This is a genomic window from Faecalibacterium sp. Marseille-Q3530, assembly GCF_017377625.1.
GTDB lineage: Bacteria > Bacillota > Clostridia > Oscillospirales > Ruminococcaceae > Faecalibacterium > Faecalibacterium prausnitzii_E.
Window position 1 is genome coordinate 143,266 of the sequence record NZ_JAFREH010000001.1, and the last position, 14,482, is coordinate 157,747.

Annotated in this window: 15 protein-coding genes and 1 tRNA gene; 8 read left to right on the top strand and 8 right to left on the bottom strand. The window is 60.4% G+C overall.

Features of this window, described 5'->3' with window-relative positions; genetic code table 11:
• Positions 1–2 precede the first annotated feature (2 nt).
• The 6 genes from yfmH to J3350_RS00685 all read right to left on the bottom strand — a co-directional run bounded on the left by yfmH (position 3) and on the right by J3350_RS00685 (position 5,789).
• The gene (gene yfmH, locus J3350_RS00660; RefSeq protein ID WP_207685351.1) at positions 3–1,322 is read right to left on the bottom strand and encodes an EF-P 5-aminopentanol modification-associated protein YfmH; all 1,320 of its coding nucleotides are present in this window, start codon (positions 1,320–1,322) and stop codon (positions 3–5) included.
• A complete protein-coding gene (locus J3350_RS00665; protein WP_207685352.1) occupies positions 1,315–2,598 on the bottom strand; it encodes a pitrilysin family protein in 1,284 nt (427 codons plus the stop codon). The genes yfmH and J3350_RS00665 overlap by 8 nt, the downstream gene beginning before the upstream one ends.
• A 17-nt stretch (positions 2,599–2,615) precedes the next feature.
• Positions 2,616–3,428 carry a D-alanyl-D-alanine carboxypeptidase family protein gene (locus tag J3350_RS00670; protein WP_207685353.1) on the bottom strand — a complete coding sequence of 271 codons (813 nt, stop codon included), beginning with the start codon at positions 3,426–3,428 and terminating at the stop codon, positions 2,616–2,618.
• A gap of 79 nt (positions 3,429–3,507) precedes the next feature.
• Positions 3,508–4,488 carry an ATP-binding protein gene (locus tag J3350_RS00675; RefSeq protein WP_207685354.1) on the bottom strand — a complete coding sequence of 327 codons (981 nt, stop codon included), beginning with the start codon at positions 4,486–4,488 and terminating at the stop codon, positions 3,508–3,510.
• Between the two features lie 9 nt (positions 4,489–4,497).
• On the bottom strand, positions 4,498–5,424 hold the full coding sequence (locus J3350_RS00680; RefSeq protein ID WP_097792038.1) for a DnaD domain-containing protein: 927 nt from the start codon (positions 5,422–5,424) through the stop codon (positions 4,498–4,500).
• Complete coding sequence (locus tag J3350_RS00685; protein WP_207685355.1) at positions 5,421–5,789, bottom strand: hypothetical protein; 369 nt, start codon at positions 5,787–5,789, stop codon at positions 5,421–5,423. Before J3350_RS00685 ends, J3350_RS00680 begins: the two co-directional genes overlap by 4 nt.
• 155 nt (positions 5,790–5,944) lie before the next feature.
• On the opposite strand from J3350_RS00685, the gene J3350_RS00690 reads away from it, so the two are divergent.
• A tRNA-Gly gene (locus J3350_RS00690) sits at positions 5,945–6,020 on the top strand.
• Positions 6,021–6,146: 126 nt separating this feature from the next.
• Here J3350_RS00690 and J3350_RS00695 read toward each other — a convergent pair.
• The gene (locus J3350_RS00695) at positions 6,147–7,079 is read right to left on the bottom strand and encodes a carbohydrate kinase family protein (protein ID WP_207685356.1); all 933 of its coding nucleotides are present in this window, start codon (positions 7,077–7,079) and stop codon (positions 6,147–6,149) included.
• Between the two features lie 143 nt (positions 7,080–7,222).
• Positions 7,223–8,419: a cation:proton antiporter gene (locus J3350_RS00700; RefSeq protein WP_207685357.1), complete on the bottom strand. Its 1,197-nt coding sequence runs from the start codon at positions 8,417–8,419 to the stop codon at positions 7,223–7,225.
• Between the two features lie 324 nt (positions 8,420–8,743).
• Here J3350_RS00700 and rpsF point away from each other — a divergent pair, with 324 nt between their 5' ends.
• The 7 genes from rpsF (at position 8,744) to J3350_RS00735 (ending at position 14,474) form a co-directional block, all read left to right on the top strand.
• On the top strand, positions 8,744–9,028 hold the full coding sequence (rpsF, locus tag J3350_RS00705; protein ID WP_097792034.1) for a 30S ribosomal protein S6: 285 nt from the start codon (positions 8,744–8,746) through the stop codon (positions 9,026–9,028).
• Between the two features lie 30 nt (positions 9,029–9,058).
• Positions 9,059–9,538 carry a single-stranded DNA-binding protein gene (locus J3350_RS00710; protein ID WP_055189169.1) on the top strand — a complete coding sequence of 160 codons (480 nt, stop codon included), beginning with the start codon at positions 9,059–9,061 and terminating at the stop codon, positions 9,536–9,538.
• A 45-nt stretch (positions 9,539–9,583) separates the two neighbouring features.
• The gene (rpsR, locus tag J3350_RS00715) at positions 9,584–9,841 is read left to right on the top strand and encodes a 30S ribosomal protein S18 (RefSeq protein WP_022256536.1); all 258 of its coding nucleotides are present in this window, start codon (positions 9,584–9,586) and stop codon (positions 9,839–9,841) included.
• Positions 9,842–10,268: 427 nt separating this feature from the next.
• Entirely contained in the window at positions 10,269–11,288 is a 1,020-nt protein-coding gene (locus J3350_RS00720) for a LacI family DNA-binding transcriptional regulator (RefSeq protein WP_207685358.1), read from the top strand.
• Positions 11,289–11,344: 56 nt separating this feature from the next.
• Positions 11,345–12,691 (top strand): ABC transporter substrate-binding protein, encoded by a 1,347-nt coding sequence (locus J3350_RS00725; RefSeq protein ID WP_207685359.1) that lies wholly within the window; start codon positions 11,345–11,347, stop codon positions 12,689–12,691.
• A gap of 89 nt (positions 12,692–12,780) precedes the next feature.
• The gene (locus tag J3350_RS00730; RefSeq protein ID WP_207685360.1) at positions 12,781–13,632 is read left to right on the top strand and encodes a carbohydrate ABC transporter permease; all 852 of its coding nucleotides are present in this window, start codon (positions 12,781–12,783) and stop codon (positions 13,630–13,632) included.
• Positions 13,632–14,474, top strand: a complete 843-nt coding sequence (locus J3350_RS00735) for a carbohydrate ABC transporter permease (RefSeq protein WP_097792030.1) — start codon at positions 13,632–13,634, stop codon at positions 14,472–14,474. Before J3350_RS00730 ends, J3350_RS00735 begins: the two co-directional genes overlap by 1 nt.
• Positions 14,475–14,482: the final 8 nt, after the last annotated feature.

Below are 14,482 nucleotides of genomic sequence, written 5' to 3' on the forward strand. Positions count from 1 at the left end.
TGTCAGTCCTCCAGTTCTGCTTCGTCGTCCGTGTCGGGCAGGTCCGCCGTGCCGTCCGGGTCGATGTACATCGCTGCCATCCGGCCCGGCTGCAGGATGGTCTGCAAGGCAGCATCGGCGTCTTCGGCGGTCAGCGCCGCCAGCGTTGCGATCTGCTGGGCGACCGTCTGGCCGGAGAGGGCGAAGTCTGCCATCTGGCTGGCCGAGTCCTCCACATTTTCCAGATTTTCGATCAGCTGGCCGTACTTTTCGTTCTTACAGAGGGTGAAGACCTCTCGGTCGATGCCTGCACGGCGGATCTGTTCGATCTCATCCAGAAGCAGCTGCTTCACGGTGTCGGGCTCATCGCTCTCGCCGGTGAAGAGGATGCAGCAGCAGCCGTCCACCCGCAGCACTTCCCCGCCGAAGCCGGGATTGGTCAGGCCGGAATCGTACAGCCGGCGGTAGAGCGGCGACATGCCGCCGCAGATGCAGCAGAGGACAAGGTCGTACAGCATCTCGCTGCGCAGGTCGTCCGGTGCAAGGGGCGCTTCCTTGAAGCCGAGGCCGAAGCAGGGCTTTGAGACCGGCATCCGGATGCGCTTTTCCGCAGTCGCCAGCGTCATGGGCTCGTCGGCCCAAAGGCGCTGCACCCGCTCTTCGGGGCGGGGGTCCAGCAGGCCGTGGCGCGCACAGGCGGCCAGGACCTGCTCCATGGTGGTATTGCCTGCTGCTGCCAGCACCATATTGCCGGGAGCATAGAATGCCTCGCAGCAGTCGTAGAGCATTCCGGGGGTGATCTCCGCAATGCTCTCGCAGCTGCCCGCGATGTCACTGCGGATGGGGTGGCTGTGGTAAAGGCACTCGCACAGGCCGGTGATGAGCCGCCAGTCGGCGCTGTCATCGTACATCTTGATCTCCTGCCCGATGATGCCCTGCTCCTTGGCGATGGTCTGTTCGGTGAAATAGGGGTGCCCCACCATGCCCAACAGCACATCCAGACTTTCGTCCAGCTGCTGGGTGGCCGTGAAGAGGTAGCAGGTGCGGTCGAAGCTGGTGAACGCATTGGCGTTGGCACCGGTCTTCGCAAACTTGGCGAAAGCGTCGCCGTCCTGATCCTCGAACATCTTGTGCTCCAGAAAATGCGCCACACCGGCGGGCAGATGCACCTCCCGCCCGTTCAGGCGGAAGTCCCGGTCAATGGAGCCGAAGCGGGTGGCGTAGATGACATGGGTGCCGGAATAGCCCGGCATGGGCCGCACGAGGACCGTCAGCCCGGAAGGAAGCACCTTCCACTGGTCTGCCGCCGCTTCCGCGAGGGCTTTGCTCTGCAATTCAGACATGGGCCGGCCCCTCCTCTCTGGTCAGCAGGTAACTCACGGACAGCGTCAGCTGGCGCAGGATGGCGCGGACGTCTTCTCTGGTGACGGCGCGCAGGGCCGCACGGGCCTCGTCCGGGGTCTGCACGGCACCGCCCCGCAGCACCTCCATATAGTACCAGGTCTCGATGCCGCCCAGACTGTCCTCGATGCCCGCCATCCCACTCAGCAGGGAGAGACGGCAGTCTTCCAGTTCCTCTTCGGTGATGGGCCCGGTGCGCAGATCGTCCAGCTCCTTCAGGATGGCCTGCTCGGCGCGGGCGGCGTCGGCGTGTTCCACGCCGCTGTTCACTGCCATGCTGCCCGTGAAGCTCTGGAAGCTGGACGAGCAGTAGTAGCACAGGTGGTCGCGCTCCCGCACGTTGAGGAACAGGCGGCTGGTGACGCTGCCGCCATAAAGCGCCATGGCCAGCCGGACAGCTGCCATCTGGTCCGGCTGCATCGGCTCACCCAGCGTGAAGAGCATACAGAGTTTGGCCTGCACGGTGTCGAAGCATTCCGTCTTCCGCACGGCCTCCTGCCGGGGCATCGCCAGATTTTCGCACAGCGGCACCGGGCGGCGGGCCACCGCGGCCAGCTCTCCCAGCAGCGCCTGCGTGACGGCCTGGGTCTCTGCCGCGCCGCAGCCCAGAATGAGCAGTTCGATCTGTGCGGTCTCCAGCATTTCGCGGTAGGCGGCGGTCAGGGTCTCCGGCGTCAGGCCGTCCACCTCTTCCAGATAGCCCTCCTGCCGGATGCCGGCAGGGCTGGCCCCGAAGAACTCCCGGTTGGCCTGCCGCTGGCAGTAGATGCGCTTTTCGTTCACTTCATCTTCCAGCGATTTGCGGAGCATCTGCTTCTCGATGGCCACGGCCTCCGGGTCAAACACGCCGCCCGAAAAGGCGGGGTGAAAGGCCGTGCCCAGCGCCAGTGCGGCGTATTCGCGGGTGAGGTCCTCCCCTTCCAGCGCAAAGCGGTTCTTGATGCCGGTGGCGCTGACGCAGAGGTTGTGGTTCGCGCCCAGCGGGCGGGCGTCCACGGTCAGGTCTGCGCCGTACAGGCGGGCCAGCTTTTTGGTCATCTGGGTCATATCGGGGCAGTCCGCATAGCCGCGCTCCATCACCAGCGGGAGCAGCGCGTGGGCGGTGGCCGTCTCACGCTTTGCCGGGAAAGCGAAATGGAGGCTGATGCGGCAGCGGTTGAATTTTGGCGCCGGGTCCCACGAAAGATGGACGCCGGGCGCGATCTCGGTTCGTTTCAATGGTTTCTCCTTTGGATTTATGATTTTGCGCGTTCCAGCGCGAGGAACTCTTCCAGCGCAAGGCCGGACTCCCGGATGGCGCAGGCATTCTCCACGCCCACATACCGCCAGTGCCAGGGGGCGTAGACCATGCCGGTGGCGCTCTGGCGGTCCTCCGGCCAGCGGAGGATGAAGCCGTACTCGGCGGCATAGGCCGTCAGCCACTCATAGGCGCGGGTCTCGGCAAAGGCTGCCGTCTTCTCGGTGCAGTCCGGCGAGAGGATGTCGGCGCAGTAGCCGGTCCCCTGCTCGCTGGTGCTGGCCGCAGGCTGCAAAGAGGCCGTATGGTCGGCGGCTTCCTCAGCCGAAAGGCGGCTGTTCTCGGCGCTGTAAGCGGTCAGGCGGGCCTCGTAGGCGGCGGTGCGGGCATCCGCATCCTGCCAGCCGGTCACAAGGTTCAGCTCGACTCCGTCCGCCTGCGCGGCCTCGGCCATGCTGCGGTAAGCGGAAGCGGCCTCGGCCTCCAGCTGCTCGCCGGTGGCGTCGTCGGCCACTGCAAGCTCCGGCGCAGGCTCTTCTTCCAGCGCGAGGTTGGCGTTCACCACCACGAGCCGGTCGTCGGCGGCGTCGAACACATAGGAGCTGCTGTCGTAGTTCCGTGCCGTGAAGGGCACCGGCCCCGCGACCAGGGCGTGGGCCTTGGGCAGCAGCCAGAGGATGCCGGTGGCCATCATCGCCACGGCCCCGCCGCATGCGGCCAGAAAAAGCACCCAGTTCCGCGCCAGCCGCAGACATTTGCGGATCTTCCACTCCCGATAGGTCATCCGCCTGGCGGGCGATCGTTTCTGCATATCAGTTTACCCCATCTCTTTGGATCATTTTCTATCGCTGCGGTGCAGCCTGTTCAGGATACACCTTATTTATGAACATTTATACTTCCTGCGCCTTCTGGCTGCGGATATCCTGCCCGGCGAACAGGCAGGGCACGAAGGCCGACAGGCGGCTGGAGATCTTTTCGGTATAGAGCTTTTCCAGCAGCGCGCCGTCCGTGATGTTGGTGGTGACGATGGTGGGCAGGTGTGCCCCCAGCCGGTTGTTGAGCAGACTGTACAGGGTGCTCAGGAAGAAGTTGGAATTGAACTCGGTGCCCAGGTCGTCCAGAATGAGCAGGTCGGCCCCGGCTGCGGTCTGCAGCAGGGTCTCTTCCTCGCCGCCGGGGTCTGCGCCAAAGTGCAGTGCTTCCAGCTTGGAGAAAAAGTCCGGGCTGGACACATAAATGACATCGAAATCTTTTTCCAGCACGATGCCCGCAATGGCAAGGGCCGCATGGGTCTTGCCCAGGCCCGCATTGCCGAACAGCATCAGGCTCTCGCTGCTGCGGTCAAACTCTTCGGCATACGCGCGCAGCTCCGCCAGCAGACTGCCCATGTAACTGCGGACTGGCTCGCCCAGCTTGTCGTCCATGGTGTTCGGGTAGTAGCGCAGCTCCATGGTATCGAAGCTGGAAATGGACAGGCTGGACAGGCTCTCGATCTCCTCGCGGCGGAGTTTCTGCATGAGCTTGTGGACGCAGATGCAGGTGTGCCCCTCGAACGTGCCGGTGTCCTGGCATTTTTTGCAGGTGAAATGCGGTTCCAGCGCATCGGCGGGACGTCCGCTGGACGCCAGCAGGGCCGTCAGTTCCTGTTTTGCCTTGGCCAGTGCGGCGGCAGCGGCGGTGCGGTCCTTGCCGGAGGCACCGGCCAGCGCACAGCGCACACCCCGCACCCGCACCTCTTCTTCGGCGTGGCGGAGGGCCGGGACAGCCGCTTCGGCTGCGGCGCGGGCATCCTCGGCGTTGGCGCGCGCGGTCTGACGCCGCAGCGCGACGGCCCGCATCGCTTCCTGATACAGTTCACGTTTGGTACGCATAATTTCTCCTTACTGCGATGCTTCGTCCGGCTGTTTCCGCAGGGAGCGGCGGCGGACAGCGTTTTTGAGGAAGTCGTTCCCGCTGGGCGTCTCACGGTCCACCCGGAGGTTCCGGCTGGCGCCCGCTCCGGCCACCGGCCCGCGCACATCGTGGACGGTGCGCAAGCCCTTGGCGTTCCAGGTCTTGAGGATGCTGTTCCAGTACCACAGGTCCCGCTTGGCACCGGCCTGCACGGCGGCTTCCTCCACCATAGCATCGTCGTAACCGTAGACCTCGTACCAGCGGGCGATGGCTTTTCGCCCGCCGAGGGTCAGTTCGCTTTCGGCAATGCCCAGCAGACCGCTGACGTACTGCTCCCGCTGGGCGCGGAGGGCCAGCAGCTGCAAGTGCGCATCTGCCTGCTCGCCGGACTCCACGCCCTCGGCGCGCCAGACCTTCAGCTCGTGGCTCACAGCCCCCATCGTCCGCTTGCCCCGGCTGGCCACATAGGCCACGCAGAGCATGACAGTCTCCGGCGCAAAGCCCTCGACGATGTACAGATTGACGAGCTTTTCCATCTCGCTGTGGGTCAGCGGACGGGCAAACCCGGCCTGTGCGCAGTCAATGAGGCTGGAGATCATCGGGTCGGTGCGGGAGGCCGCTGCGATCTCGGCCCAGGTCATGGGGGCCGGGGCGCTGGGTTCCTCGCCCGGTGCGGCGTTCTCCTCGTAGCGTTCCAGCAGGCCCGCACCGGCCCAGAAGGCCAGCGCGCTCTCGGCGCTCATCTTACTGCGGAGCTTGAGGTCTGCGCAGATCTTCTCCGGGTCGGTCACGCCGGTGGCCAGCACATACAGCGCCACCCGTACGTTATACTCCTCCGCGATGCCCAGCTTGGAAAACACCAGCTGCGGCACGGCGATGGCATCGCCCTTCTGCTCTTTCAAACGGTAGATCATTCGGCTTTTTCCTCCTCCGGCGCAGGCGGTGCCCACGGCTCGCAATCCAGGATGGAGGGGGTGTTCTTCCAGCGCTCCGGCTCGGCCTCAAAGGCCTCCTTCATGCACTGCGCGGCAGCGGCGCGGCCCGCGTCGCTCAGCGGGAAGACTTCGCGGCGGCGCAGCGCGGGGTCGGTCTGGTCCAGCGCCCAGGGGTCCGGCCAGATGTCCACCGTGAGGATGGCCTCCTCTTTTTCGGCCCCCTCCCCGCCTTCCGGGTCAGGCACCGTGCGCTTGCCGGGCGTGAGCAGATACCGCATCCCGGCTTCGCTGCCGCTGTATGAATTTTTGCACTTGAAGTAGTGCAGCAATGGGACAAAGATCATGATACAGGTTCTCTCCAAAAACAGATTGTCCTTTTTAGTATAGCATTTTTTGCAGACAAAGAAAAGCCGCAGAGGTTCAAAAAAGAACCCCGAAAAAATGAATCAAAAAACAGTTGACAAACCCGCTCACCTTTGCTAAACTAATAGGGTAGCTTGCAGGGTTAGCTCATCCGGTAGAGCGACTGCTTCCCAAGCAGTAGGCGGCGGGTTCGAGTCCCGTATCCTGCTCCAAAATAAAGCGGCAGAGTGTCTGAATTTCAGATGCTCTGCCGTTTTTCATTTTTGTTCCCGGTTCAAGCTGTTTCCCGGTGGAAGGTTCCCCGTCAGAGGACACAACGGTGAAGAAATCCCCATGCTTCAATCCACGACCGGCACGTCCAGCCCGAATTCCAGCGGGCGGAAGCGGGGGCAGACATTTTCGGTGATGCAGATGACCGATGCGGCCAGACGGCTGCCGATCTCGCAGGATTCCGCCAGCGTTTTGCCGTAGGTCAGGCCGATGACGGTGCCCGCGAAGAACGCATCGCCCGCGCCGGTGGTGTCGATGACATTCACCTTCTTGGCCGGAACAATGCCGCAATCCCCGTCCGCCTGGGCATAGACTGCGCCCTTGTCGCCCATGGTGACCACCATGCAGGGGATGTTTGCGCTCCGGACATTGGCCGCCAGCACCCGGCACATCTCCTCCGGTTCCAGATGGCCGTAATCGTCCGAGAAGAGCAGCCCGGCCTCCTGCTGATTGCAGACAAAACAGTCGATCTGCTGCAAAAAGTCCCGGCGCTCCATCGCAATGCTCATGTTGGAGACCACCGCGTACACCTTTTTGCCGTACTTTTTGGCGTAGCGCAGCGTCTGCTTGACGGTCTCCTTTTCGAGGTCCAGCTCCAGCGCGATGCTGTCGCAGTCCCGAAAGATCTCGTCTCCCTGCTCTTCCAGCAGCCCGATCAGCGGGGTGGTGTCCGGCCGCTTGGAGATGGCTGCACAGACGTCGCCGTCGTTGTTGAAGATGGCCAGCCAGGTGCCCATGCCATCCGGCACACGCTGGATGAACCGGGTGTTGACCTTGTGGTTGTTCAGCTTCTCGATGACGTCCAGACCCATGCCGGTATCATCCACCAGGCCCACAAAGGTGGGCCGCAGCTCCACGTTGGCGATATCTTCCGCCACATTGCGGCTCACACCGCCGTGTACCTGCTCCACGCGCCCGGCGTTTCGTCCGCCAGGGATATAAGTCGAGAGCGGATACCCCTTGATGTCCACAAAAACTGCGCCGATGACTACGATTCCCATACGAAAAAGTCCTTTCCGGATTTTACATTTTTCTCATTATACACTATCTTCCGGCCGGAATCCATCGTTCTTCGGAAATTGTGCCATTTTCCGCGTCCAACAAAAAAACAGGAGGCCCATCCCCCAGGATGGACCTCCCATTTTTATGCTTCGCTCTGGCTCGGATGCGGTGTCGGCGGGGCTTTGGTGAAGAGCACCTTCAGCACCAGCGGTGTTGCCACCGAGGATACCACGATGAGCAGAATGACCGCCGTGAAGTACACAGGGTCCACCACGCCGATGTCCAGACCCTTCTGGGCCACGATCAGGGCCACCTCGCCGCGGGTCATCATGCCGACGCCCACCTTGAGGGAGTCAGCCCAGCTGAATCGGCAGATCTTTGCCGCCAGACCGCAGCCGATGACCTTGGTGATGAGGGCCATGATGACGAAGCAGACACTGAAGAGCAGGATCTGCGGCGTCAGGCCGCTGATATCCGTCTTCAGGCCGATGCTCGCAAAAAAGACCGGTGCGAACAGCACATAGTTGCTGATATCCACCCGGCGCTCCACATAGGATGCGTCATCCATGGAGCAGAACACGATGCCGGCAATGTAGGCGCCTGTGATGTCCGCAATGCCGAAGTATTCCTCGGCGACGTAGGCCATGGCAAAGCAGAACGCCATGCTCACGATGGTGATGCGCTGGGTGTGGGGGTTGCGCTTGTCCAGCCACTTCATCGCAAAGTGTGCGATGAGGCCCACACCGATGGCCGTGGCAAAGAAGAGCACCGTGTTGAAGAGCACCTTACCCAGGCCAGTGCCGGTGCCGGAACCGGCACCCAGCACACAGGTCAGCACCACGATGCCGATGACATCATCAATGACTGCCGCGCTCACGATGGTCGTGCCGAGGAAGCTCTTCAGATGGCCCATCTCCTGCAGGGCCGCCACCGTGATGGAAACGCTGGTGGCCGTCATGATGGTGCCAATGAAAAGCGCCTTGTAAAACTCCGTGCTGCCCACGGCAGCAAACCCATAGAAGATACTATAAAGGAGCGTGCCGCCCGCCAGCGGCACAGCCACACCCACGCAGGCGATGAGGGTGGCAATGGGGCCGGCTTTGATCAGCTCCTTCAGGTTGGTGCCAAGGCCGGTGGAGAACATCAGCAGCACCACGCCGATCTCCGCAAAGACCGAAATGGTATCGCTAATGTGGACCAGATTCAGCACACAGGGGCCGATCAGCAGGCCCGCGATGATCTCGCCCACCACCTGCGGGGCCTTGCACTTGCGGGCCACCAGCCCGAAGAACTTGGCCGTGAGGATGATGATGGCGAGGTTTCGAAAGACCGAATACATTCAAATAACCTTCCTTTACTCAATTTTGCGTTTTTCACGCCCGGCAGGCCCGACCGCGCATCCTGGCCTATCCTATTTTACATTATAACTTGTCGGCTTATGAAAATCAAAACCATCCCAGCGAAAATCCAACTAAAGTTTAGCCGCAAACCCGTTTTATTTTCGTGCAGATTTTTTTGCCGGAATGCTTGACAAAGTGCAAAACACTTGCTATAATAAATTGCTGTCTGAACAGACACACCGCACAGTCCTGTGAAACCGCAGGATCGTGTACCTTGGCCTCATAACCTTGAGGCCCTCAAGTCCAAAAGGAGGTGCTACAAAATGGCAAAGTACGAAACCATGCTGATTACCAGCGCCGCTCTCGACGAGGAGGCTACCGCCGCTCTGGTGGGTAAGTTCAAGTCCCTGATCGAGGCTAACGGTACGATCGATTCCATCGACGAGTGGGGCAAGCGCCGTCTGGCCTACCCCATCAACGACGAGGAGGAAGGCGTCTACACCGTGATCAACTTCACCAGCGAGCCCAGCTTCCCCGCTGAGCTGGACCGTGTGTACAAGATCACCGAAGGCGTTATGCGCAGCCTGATCGTTGCCCACGAGGAGTAATCTCTCCGTGATCAAAAAGGAGTCTGTTCTATGTTGAATGTTGTTGCTATCATGGGCCGCCTTGTGGCGGACCCGGAGCTCCGCACCACCCAGAGCGGCACCAATGTGTGCAGTTTCCGGATCGCGTGCGACCGCAATTTTGCCCGCCAGGGCGAGCAGCGCCAGGCTGATTTCATCGACATCGTCGCATGGCGTCAGCAGGCCGAGTTTGTTTCGAAGTATTTCCAGAAGGGCAGTCTGATCGCCATTGAAGGTTCGCTTCAGACCCGCCAGTATCAGGACAAGCAGGGAAACAACCGCACCGCTGTGGAAGTTGTGGCCAACAACATCAACTTTGCAGGCCCCAAGAGCAGCAACCAGGGCGGCGGAGCAAATTATCAGAATTCTGCTCCGTCCTACCAGAACGCAGCCCCTGCCCGCCCGGCCGCTGTGGAGGCAGCTCCCAGCTATTCTGCCGGCAGTGCAGATGACTTCGCCGTCATCGACGACAGCGACGACCTGCCGTTCTGATCCGAAACGGTCTATCCGTTAAAATCTTATAGGAGGTAATAAGCAATGGCTTTTGAAAGAACCGAAGGCTCTCGCCCCGCGCGCCCCATCCGCCGCGGCCGCAAGAAGGTTTGCAGCTTCTGTGTCGATCGCATCGACACCATCGATTACAAGGACGTGCCCCGTCTGCGTAAGTACGTCTCTGAGCGTGCAAAGATCATCCCCCGCCGTGTGACCGGCACTTGCGCTTATCATCAGCGCGCACTGACCGTCGCCATCAAGCGTGCTCGTCACGTTGCTCTGATGCCCTACGTCAGCGACTAATCTTCAGAACTTTATCAACCCAGTTCAAAATAATCAGCAATCAGCAAAGCGTCTTCCCCGATGACAAGGGGAAGGCGCTTTTTGCTGCCCGTTTTTCGGTTCCCGGAACTCACCCGCTCTCTGGCGTTTGTGGTTCCGGGACTTTTTTGTTTTTGCCGACAAAGCTGCACGTTCTCCCGCCAAAAAGTTACAAAGCGGTACGGTCATCCCGGCTTGTTGCGATTTGTTTCCGGGAATTTCTGAAACAAGTCAGGGTTTTGACGTGGTTGCAAATCAAACTGCACAACGCCGAACCGATTCTTTGTACACATTTTACGAAATTGCTCCAACATGATTGATTTTTTGAACAAAATGTGCCATACTATAGCCACTGGAAACGTTCCCGACAACGTTCCCGATGGTTCTACAGAAAGTGAGGAGATGCGCCATGACGATCAAGGACATCGCCCGCATCAGCGGCTGTTCCGTCAGCACCATCTCCCGTGTCATCAACGACCGGCCCGATGTACGGCCGGAAACGAAAGAACACGTTCTGAAGGTCATGCGGGAAGCGGGGTTCACCCCCAACACCAACGCGCGGCAGCTGAAGATCCAGCAGTCCCGCAGTCTGGTGTTCATCGTCAAGGGCACACGCAACCTCTTCTTCTCCGACTTTCTCGTGCAATTGCAGCGGGCCGCGACTCTGTATGGATACAACGGCATCGTCTCCTATCTGGACGAGAACGCCAACGAGATCGACGCCGCCGAAAAGATCCTGCGGGAGATCAAGCCCAAGGGCATCATCTTCCTGGGCGGCAGCGTGAGCAACTTCCAGAATGGATTTTCCAACATCACCGTTCCTTCGGTGCTGGCCACCCTCGTTTCCCACGACCTGAGCTTCCCCAATCTGTCGATGGTCGGCGTGGACGACCGGGCGGCTGCCCGCACTGCGGTCGCCCACCTCATTGCACAGGGGCACAGCAAGATCGCTGTGCTGGGCGGCCCGGCCACAAGTTTCCCCAGCCGGATGCGCCGTTTGGGCGCACAGGACGCCATGGAGGATGCGGGCCTCGTCTTCGACAACAAGCTCTACGGCCTGTCGAACTACGATTTCGAGTCCGCATACCACGCCATGAACAGCCTGCTGGCCCGCCGGGCCGAGTTCACTGCCTTGTTTGCGATGAGCGACGTCATCGCCTTTGGTGCTATCCGGGCGCTGGTCAGCGCCGGGCTCCGAGTGCCGGAGGACGTCTCCGTCATCGGCTTTGACGGCATCACGATGTCCCGCTACTGTGTGCCTGTGATGACCACCATCGTCCAGCCCAGCGAGCAGATCGCGTTGCAGAGCATCGAGCTTCTGATCCGGCAGATCGAGCACGGTGCCTCGGCCCGGACCGTGACCCTGCAGCCGGAGCTGCAGCAGGGCGAAAGCGTCTGCCCCTGCCGCCGCCGGTTTGAATCCGTTTAACTCCGCCCATCGGGGCGGTGCGATAGATAAGCAATCAATAAGAAGGAGAACACACTATGAAAAAGATGATCACTCGTCGTAATTTTCTGAAGGCCGCTGGCGTTTCTGCCGCTGCCCTGGGTCTGGCTGCCTGCGGCGGCTCTTCCAGCTCCACCGCTTCCTCCGCTGCCAGTTCTACCGCTGCTTCCGCCAGCGCATCCGCTTCCGGTGCAAGCGGCAAAGTCTACTACCTGAACTTCAAGCCGGAACAGGATCAGGCCTGGCAGGATCTGGCTGCTGCCTACACCAAGGAGACCGGCGTACCTGTCACCGTCGTGACCGCAGCTTCCGGCCAGTATGAGACCACCCTGATGAGCGAGATGGAGAAGAGCGAGGCTCCCACCCTGTTCCAGGTCAACGGCCCCGTCGGTCTGGCCAACTGGAAGGATTACTGCTACGACCTGTCCGGCAGCAAGCTGTACGGCGAACTGACCAGCGACTCCTTCGCACTGAAGGACGGCGACGCCGTCACCAGCATCGCCTACGTCATCGAGACCTACGGCATCATCTACAACAAGGAGCTGCTGACCGCCGCTGGCTACACCCAGGACGACATCAAGGGCTTTGACGACCTGAAGAAGGTCGCAGACGACATCCAGGCTCGCAAGGCTGAGCTGGGCGTCGATGGTGCTTTCACCTCCGCCGGCATGGACGGTTCTTCCGACTGGCGTTTCAAGACCCATCTGGCCAACCTGCCCATCTACTACGAGTACAAGGCAGATGGCATCGGCTCCACCGACGCCATCAAGGGCACCTATCTGGACAACTACAAGCAGATCTGGGACCTGTACATCACCGACTCCACCTGCGACCCGAAGCTGCTGGCTTCCAAGACCGGCAACGACGCTGTGGCTGAGTTCGTGGGCAAGAAGGCTGTCTTCTATCAGAACGGCACCTGGGCTTACAGCGATGTCTCCTCTCTGGGCGACGACAACCTCGGCATGCTGCCCATCTACATCGGCGTGGACGGCGAAGAGAACCAGGGCCTGTGCACCGGTTCCGAGAACTACTGGTGCGTGAACAACACTGCATCCGATGAGGACATCCAGGCCACTCTGGACTTCCTGTACTGGTGCGTCACCTCCGAGACCGGCACTTCTGCTATGGCAGACGACATGGGCTTCGTCATCCCCTTCAAGGCTGCTAAGGATTCCACCAACCCGCTGATCGCCATTGCAAACGACTACGTCGCCGCTGGCAAGACCAGTGTGGACTGGTGCTTCTCCACCATGCCTTCCGAGGAGTGGAAGAACGGCGTCGGCAGCGCACTGACTGCTTATGCAGCAGGCACCGGCGACTGGAACGCTGTGGTCACTGCCTTCGTCGATGGCTGGGCCAAGGAGTACAAGCTGGCAAACGGCTGATGCCACAGAGCGTTTTTAACGGCTGACAAATACGGGAGGCGGGCGAGCGGTTCGCCCGCCTCCTTCTTTTTTGGATTTGGAGGTATATCATGCAAAAGGCCATCAGCAAATATTGGCCGGTGTTCGTGCTGCCTACCCTCATCGCGTTCATCATCGGCTTCATCTGGCCCTTCATCTGGGGCATCTACCTGTCCTTCCAGCGGTTCACCACCGTGTCGAAGACCACCTTTGTGGGCATCCAGAACTACCTTTCTGTCTTCCAGGATTCCACCTTTCTCCACGCCTTCGGCTTCACGGCAGCGTTCACGGTGCTGTCCACTGTGCTCATCAACGTCTGCGCGTTCGCCATCGCCCTCGTGCTGACCCGCGGCATCAAGGGCACGAACCTGTTCCGCACGGTCTACTTCATGCCCAACCTGATCGGCGGCATCCTGCTGGGCTACATCTGGCAGATCCTGCTCAATGGTGTGCTGGCCAATCTCCAGAGGCCGCTGCTGGCTCTGGACGCCAAGGCAGGCTTCGTGGGCCTGATCATCCTGATGTGCTGGCAGCAGATCGGCTATATGATGATCATCTATGTGGCCGGCCTGCAGAGTGTGCCCGGTGACCTGATCGAAGCCGCCAAGATCGACGGCGCTTCTGACCACGAGATCCTGTTCAAGATCAAGCTGCCCATGGTCATGCCCAGCATCACCATCTGCACCTTCCTCACCCTGACCAACAGCTTCAAGCTGTTCGACCAGAACGTCGCCCTGACGGCCGGCGAGCCTGCCAACGCCAGTGAGATGCTGGCCCTGAACATCTACAACACCTTCTATGGCCGCTCCGGCGCGCAGTGGAAGGGCATCGGCCAGGCAAAGGCTGTGATCTTCTTCCTCATCGTGGTCGTCATTTCCATGATCCAGCTCCACTTCACTCGTTCCAAGGAGGTACAGCAGTAATGATCAAACGTAAACATATGTGGGACAATGCGCTCACCGTTATAATGACCCTGCTCTGCCTGCTGTGGGTCTACCCCATCGCCCTGATCTTCATCAACAGTCTGAAGAAGGAAGGCACCTTCACCACCTCCACCGTCTTCGCACTGCCCACCAAGGAGACCTTTGTCGGCCTGGAAAACTATACCTACGGCATCTTCAAGATGAACTTTCTCTCCAGCCTGGGCTACAGCCTGCTGATCACCCTGACCAGTGTGGTGCTCATCCTGCTCTGCTGCTCGATGACGGGCTGGTACCTGACCCGCGTGAACAACAAGCTGAGCAAGTTCATGAACCTGCTCATCGTCTTCTCGATGGTCGTCCCCTTCCAGATGGTCATGTTTACTCTGTCTAAGACGGCCGATACCCTCAAGCTGAACACCCCCTGGAACATCTGCATCATCTACCTCGGCTTCGGTGCCGGTCTGGCCGTGTTCATGTTCACCGGCTTCATGAAGAGCGTCCCCATCGAGATTGAAGAGGCTGCCATGATCGACGGCTGCAACCCCATCCAGATCTTCTTCAAGATCGTCTTCCCCATCCTGAAGCCGACCATGATCTCCACCGCCATTCTGGAAACGATGTGGGTCTGGAACGACTACCTGCTGCCCACTCTGGTGCTGGACATCAAGAAGTACCGCACCATCCCCATGGCCATCCAGTATTTCCGCGGCGGTTACGGCCGCGTGGAGCTGGCCCCCATGATGGCCTGCATCATCATCGCCATCATCCCCATCATCCTGCTCTACATCACCTGCCAGAAATACATCATTGAGGGCGTCGTTGCCGGCGCTGTCAAGGGTTAAGAGGAGGG

Bases quoted from the DNA above. Each gene is read 5' to 3' on its own strand.
- J3350_RS00735 (WP_097792030.1), top strand. From the start codon at position 13,632: ATGATCAAACGTAAACATATGTGGGACAATGCGCTCACCGTTATAATG.
- J3350_RS00725 (WP_207685359.1), top strand. From the start codon at position 11,345: ATGAAAAAGATGATCACTCGTCGTAATTTTCTGAAGGCCGCTGGCGTT.
- J3350_RS00730 (WP_207685360.1), top strand. From the start codon at position 12,781: ATGCAAAAGGCCATCAGCAAATATTGGCCGGTGTTCGTGCTGCCTACC.
- yfmH (WP_207685351.1), bottom strand. From the start codon at position 1,322: ATGTCTGAATTGCAGAGCAAAGCCCTCGCGGAAGCGGCGGCAGACCAG.
- J3350_RS00685 (WP_207685355.1), bottom strand. From the start codon at position 5,789: ATGATCTTTGTCCCATTGCTGCACTACTTCAAGTGCAAAAATTCATAC.
- J3350_RS00695 (WP_207685356.1), bottom strand. From the start codon at position 7,079: ATGGGAATCGTAGTCATCGGCGCAGTTTTTGTGGACATCAAGGGGTAT.
- rpsF (WP_097792034.1), top strand. From the start codon at position 8,744: ATGGCAAAGTACGAAACCATGCTGATTACCAGCGCCGCTCTCGACGAG.
- J3350_RS00720 (WP_207685358.1), top strand. From the start codon at position 10,269: ATGACGATCAAGGACATCGCCCGCATCAGCGGCTGTTCCGTCAGCACC.
- J3350_RS00700 (WP_207685357.1), bottom strand. From the start codon at position 8,419: ATGTATTCGGTCTTTCGAAACCTCGCCATCATCATCCTCACGGCCAAG.
- J3350_RS00675 (WP_207685354.1), bottom strand. From the start codon at position 4,488: ATGCGTACCAAACGTGAACTGTATCAGGAAGCGATGCGGGCCGTCGCG.
- rpsR (WP_022256536.1), top strand. From the start codon at position 9,584: ATGGCTTTTGAAAGAACCGAAGGCTCTCGCCCCGCGCGCCCCATCCGC.
- J3350_RS00670 (WP_207685353.1), bottom strand. From the start codon at position 3,428: ATGCAGAAACGATCGCCCGCCAGGCGGATGACCTATCGGGAGTGGAAG.
- J3350_RS00680 (WP_097792038.1), bottom strand. From the start codon at position 5,424: ATGATCTACCGTTTGAAAGAGCAGAAGGGCGATGCCATCGCCGTGCCG.
- J3350_RS00710 (WP_055189169.1), top strand. From the start codon at position 9,059: ATGTTGAATGTTGTTGCTATCATGGGCCGCCTTGTGGCGGACCCGGAG.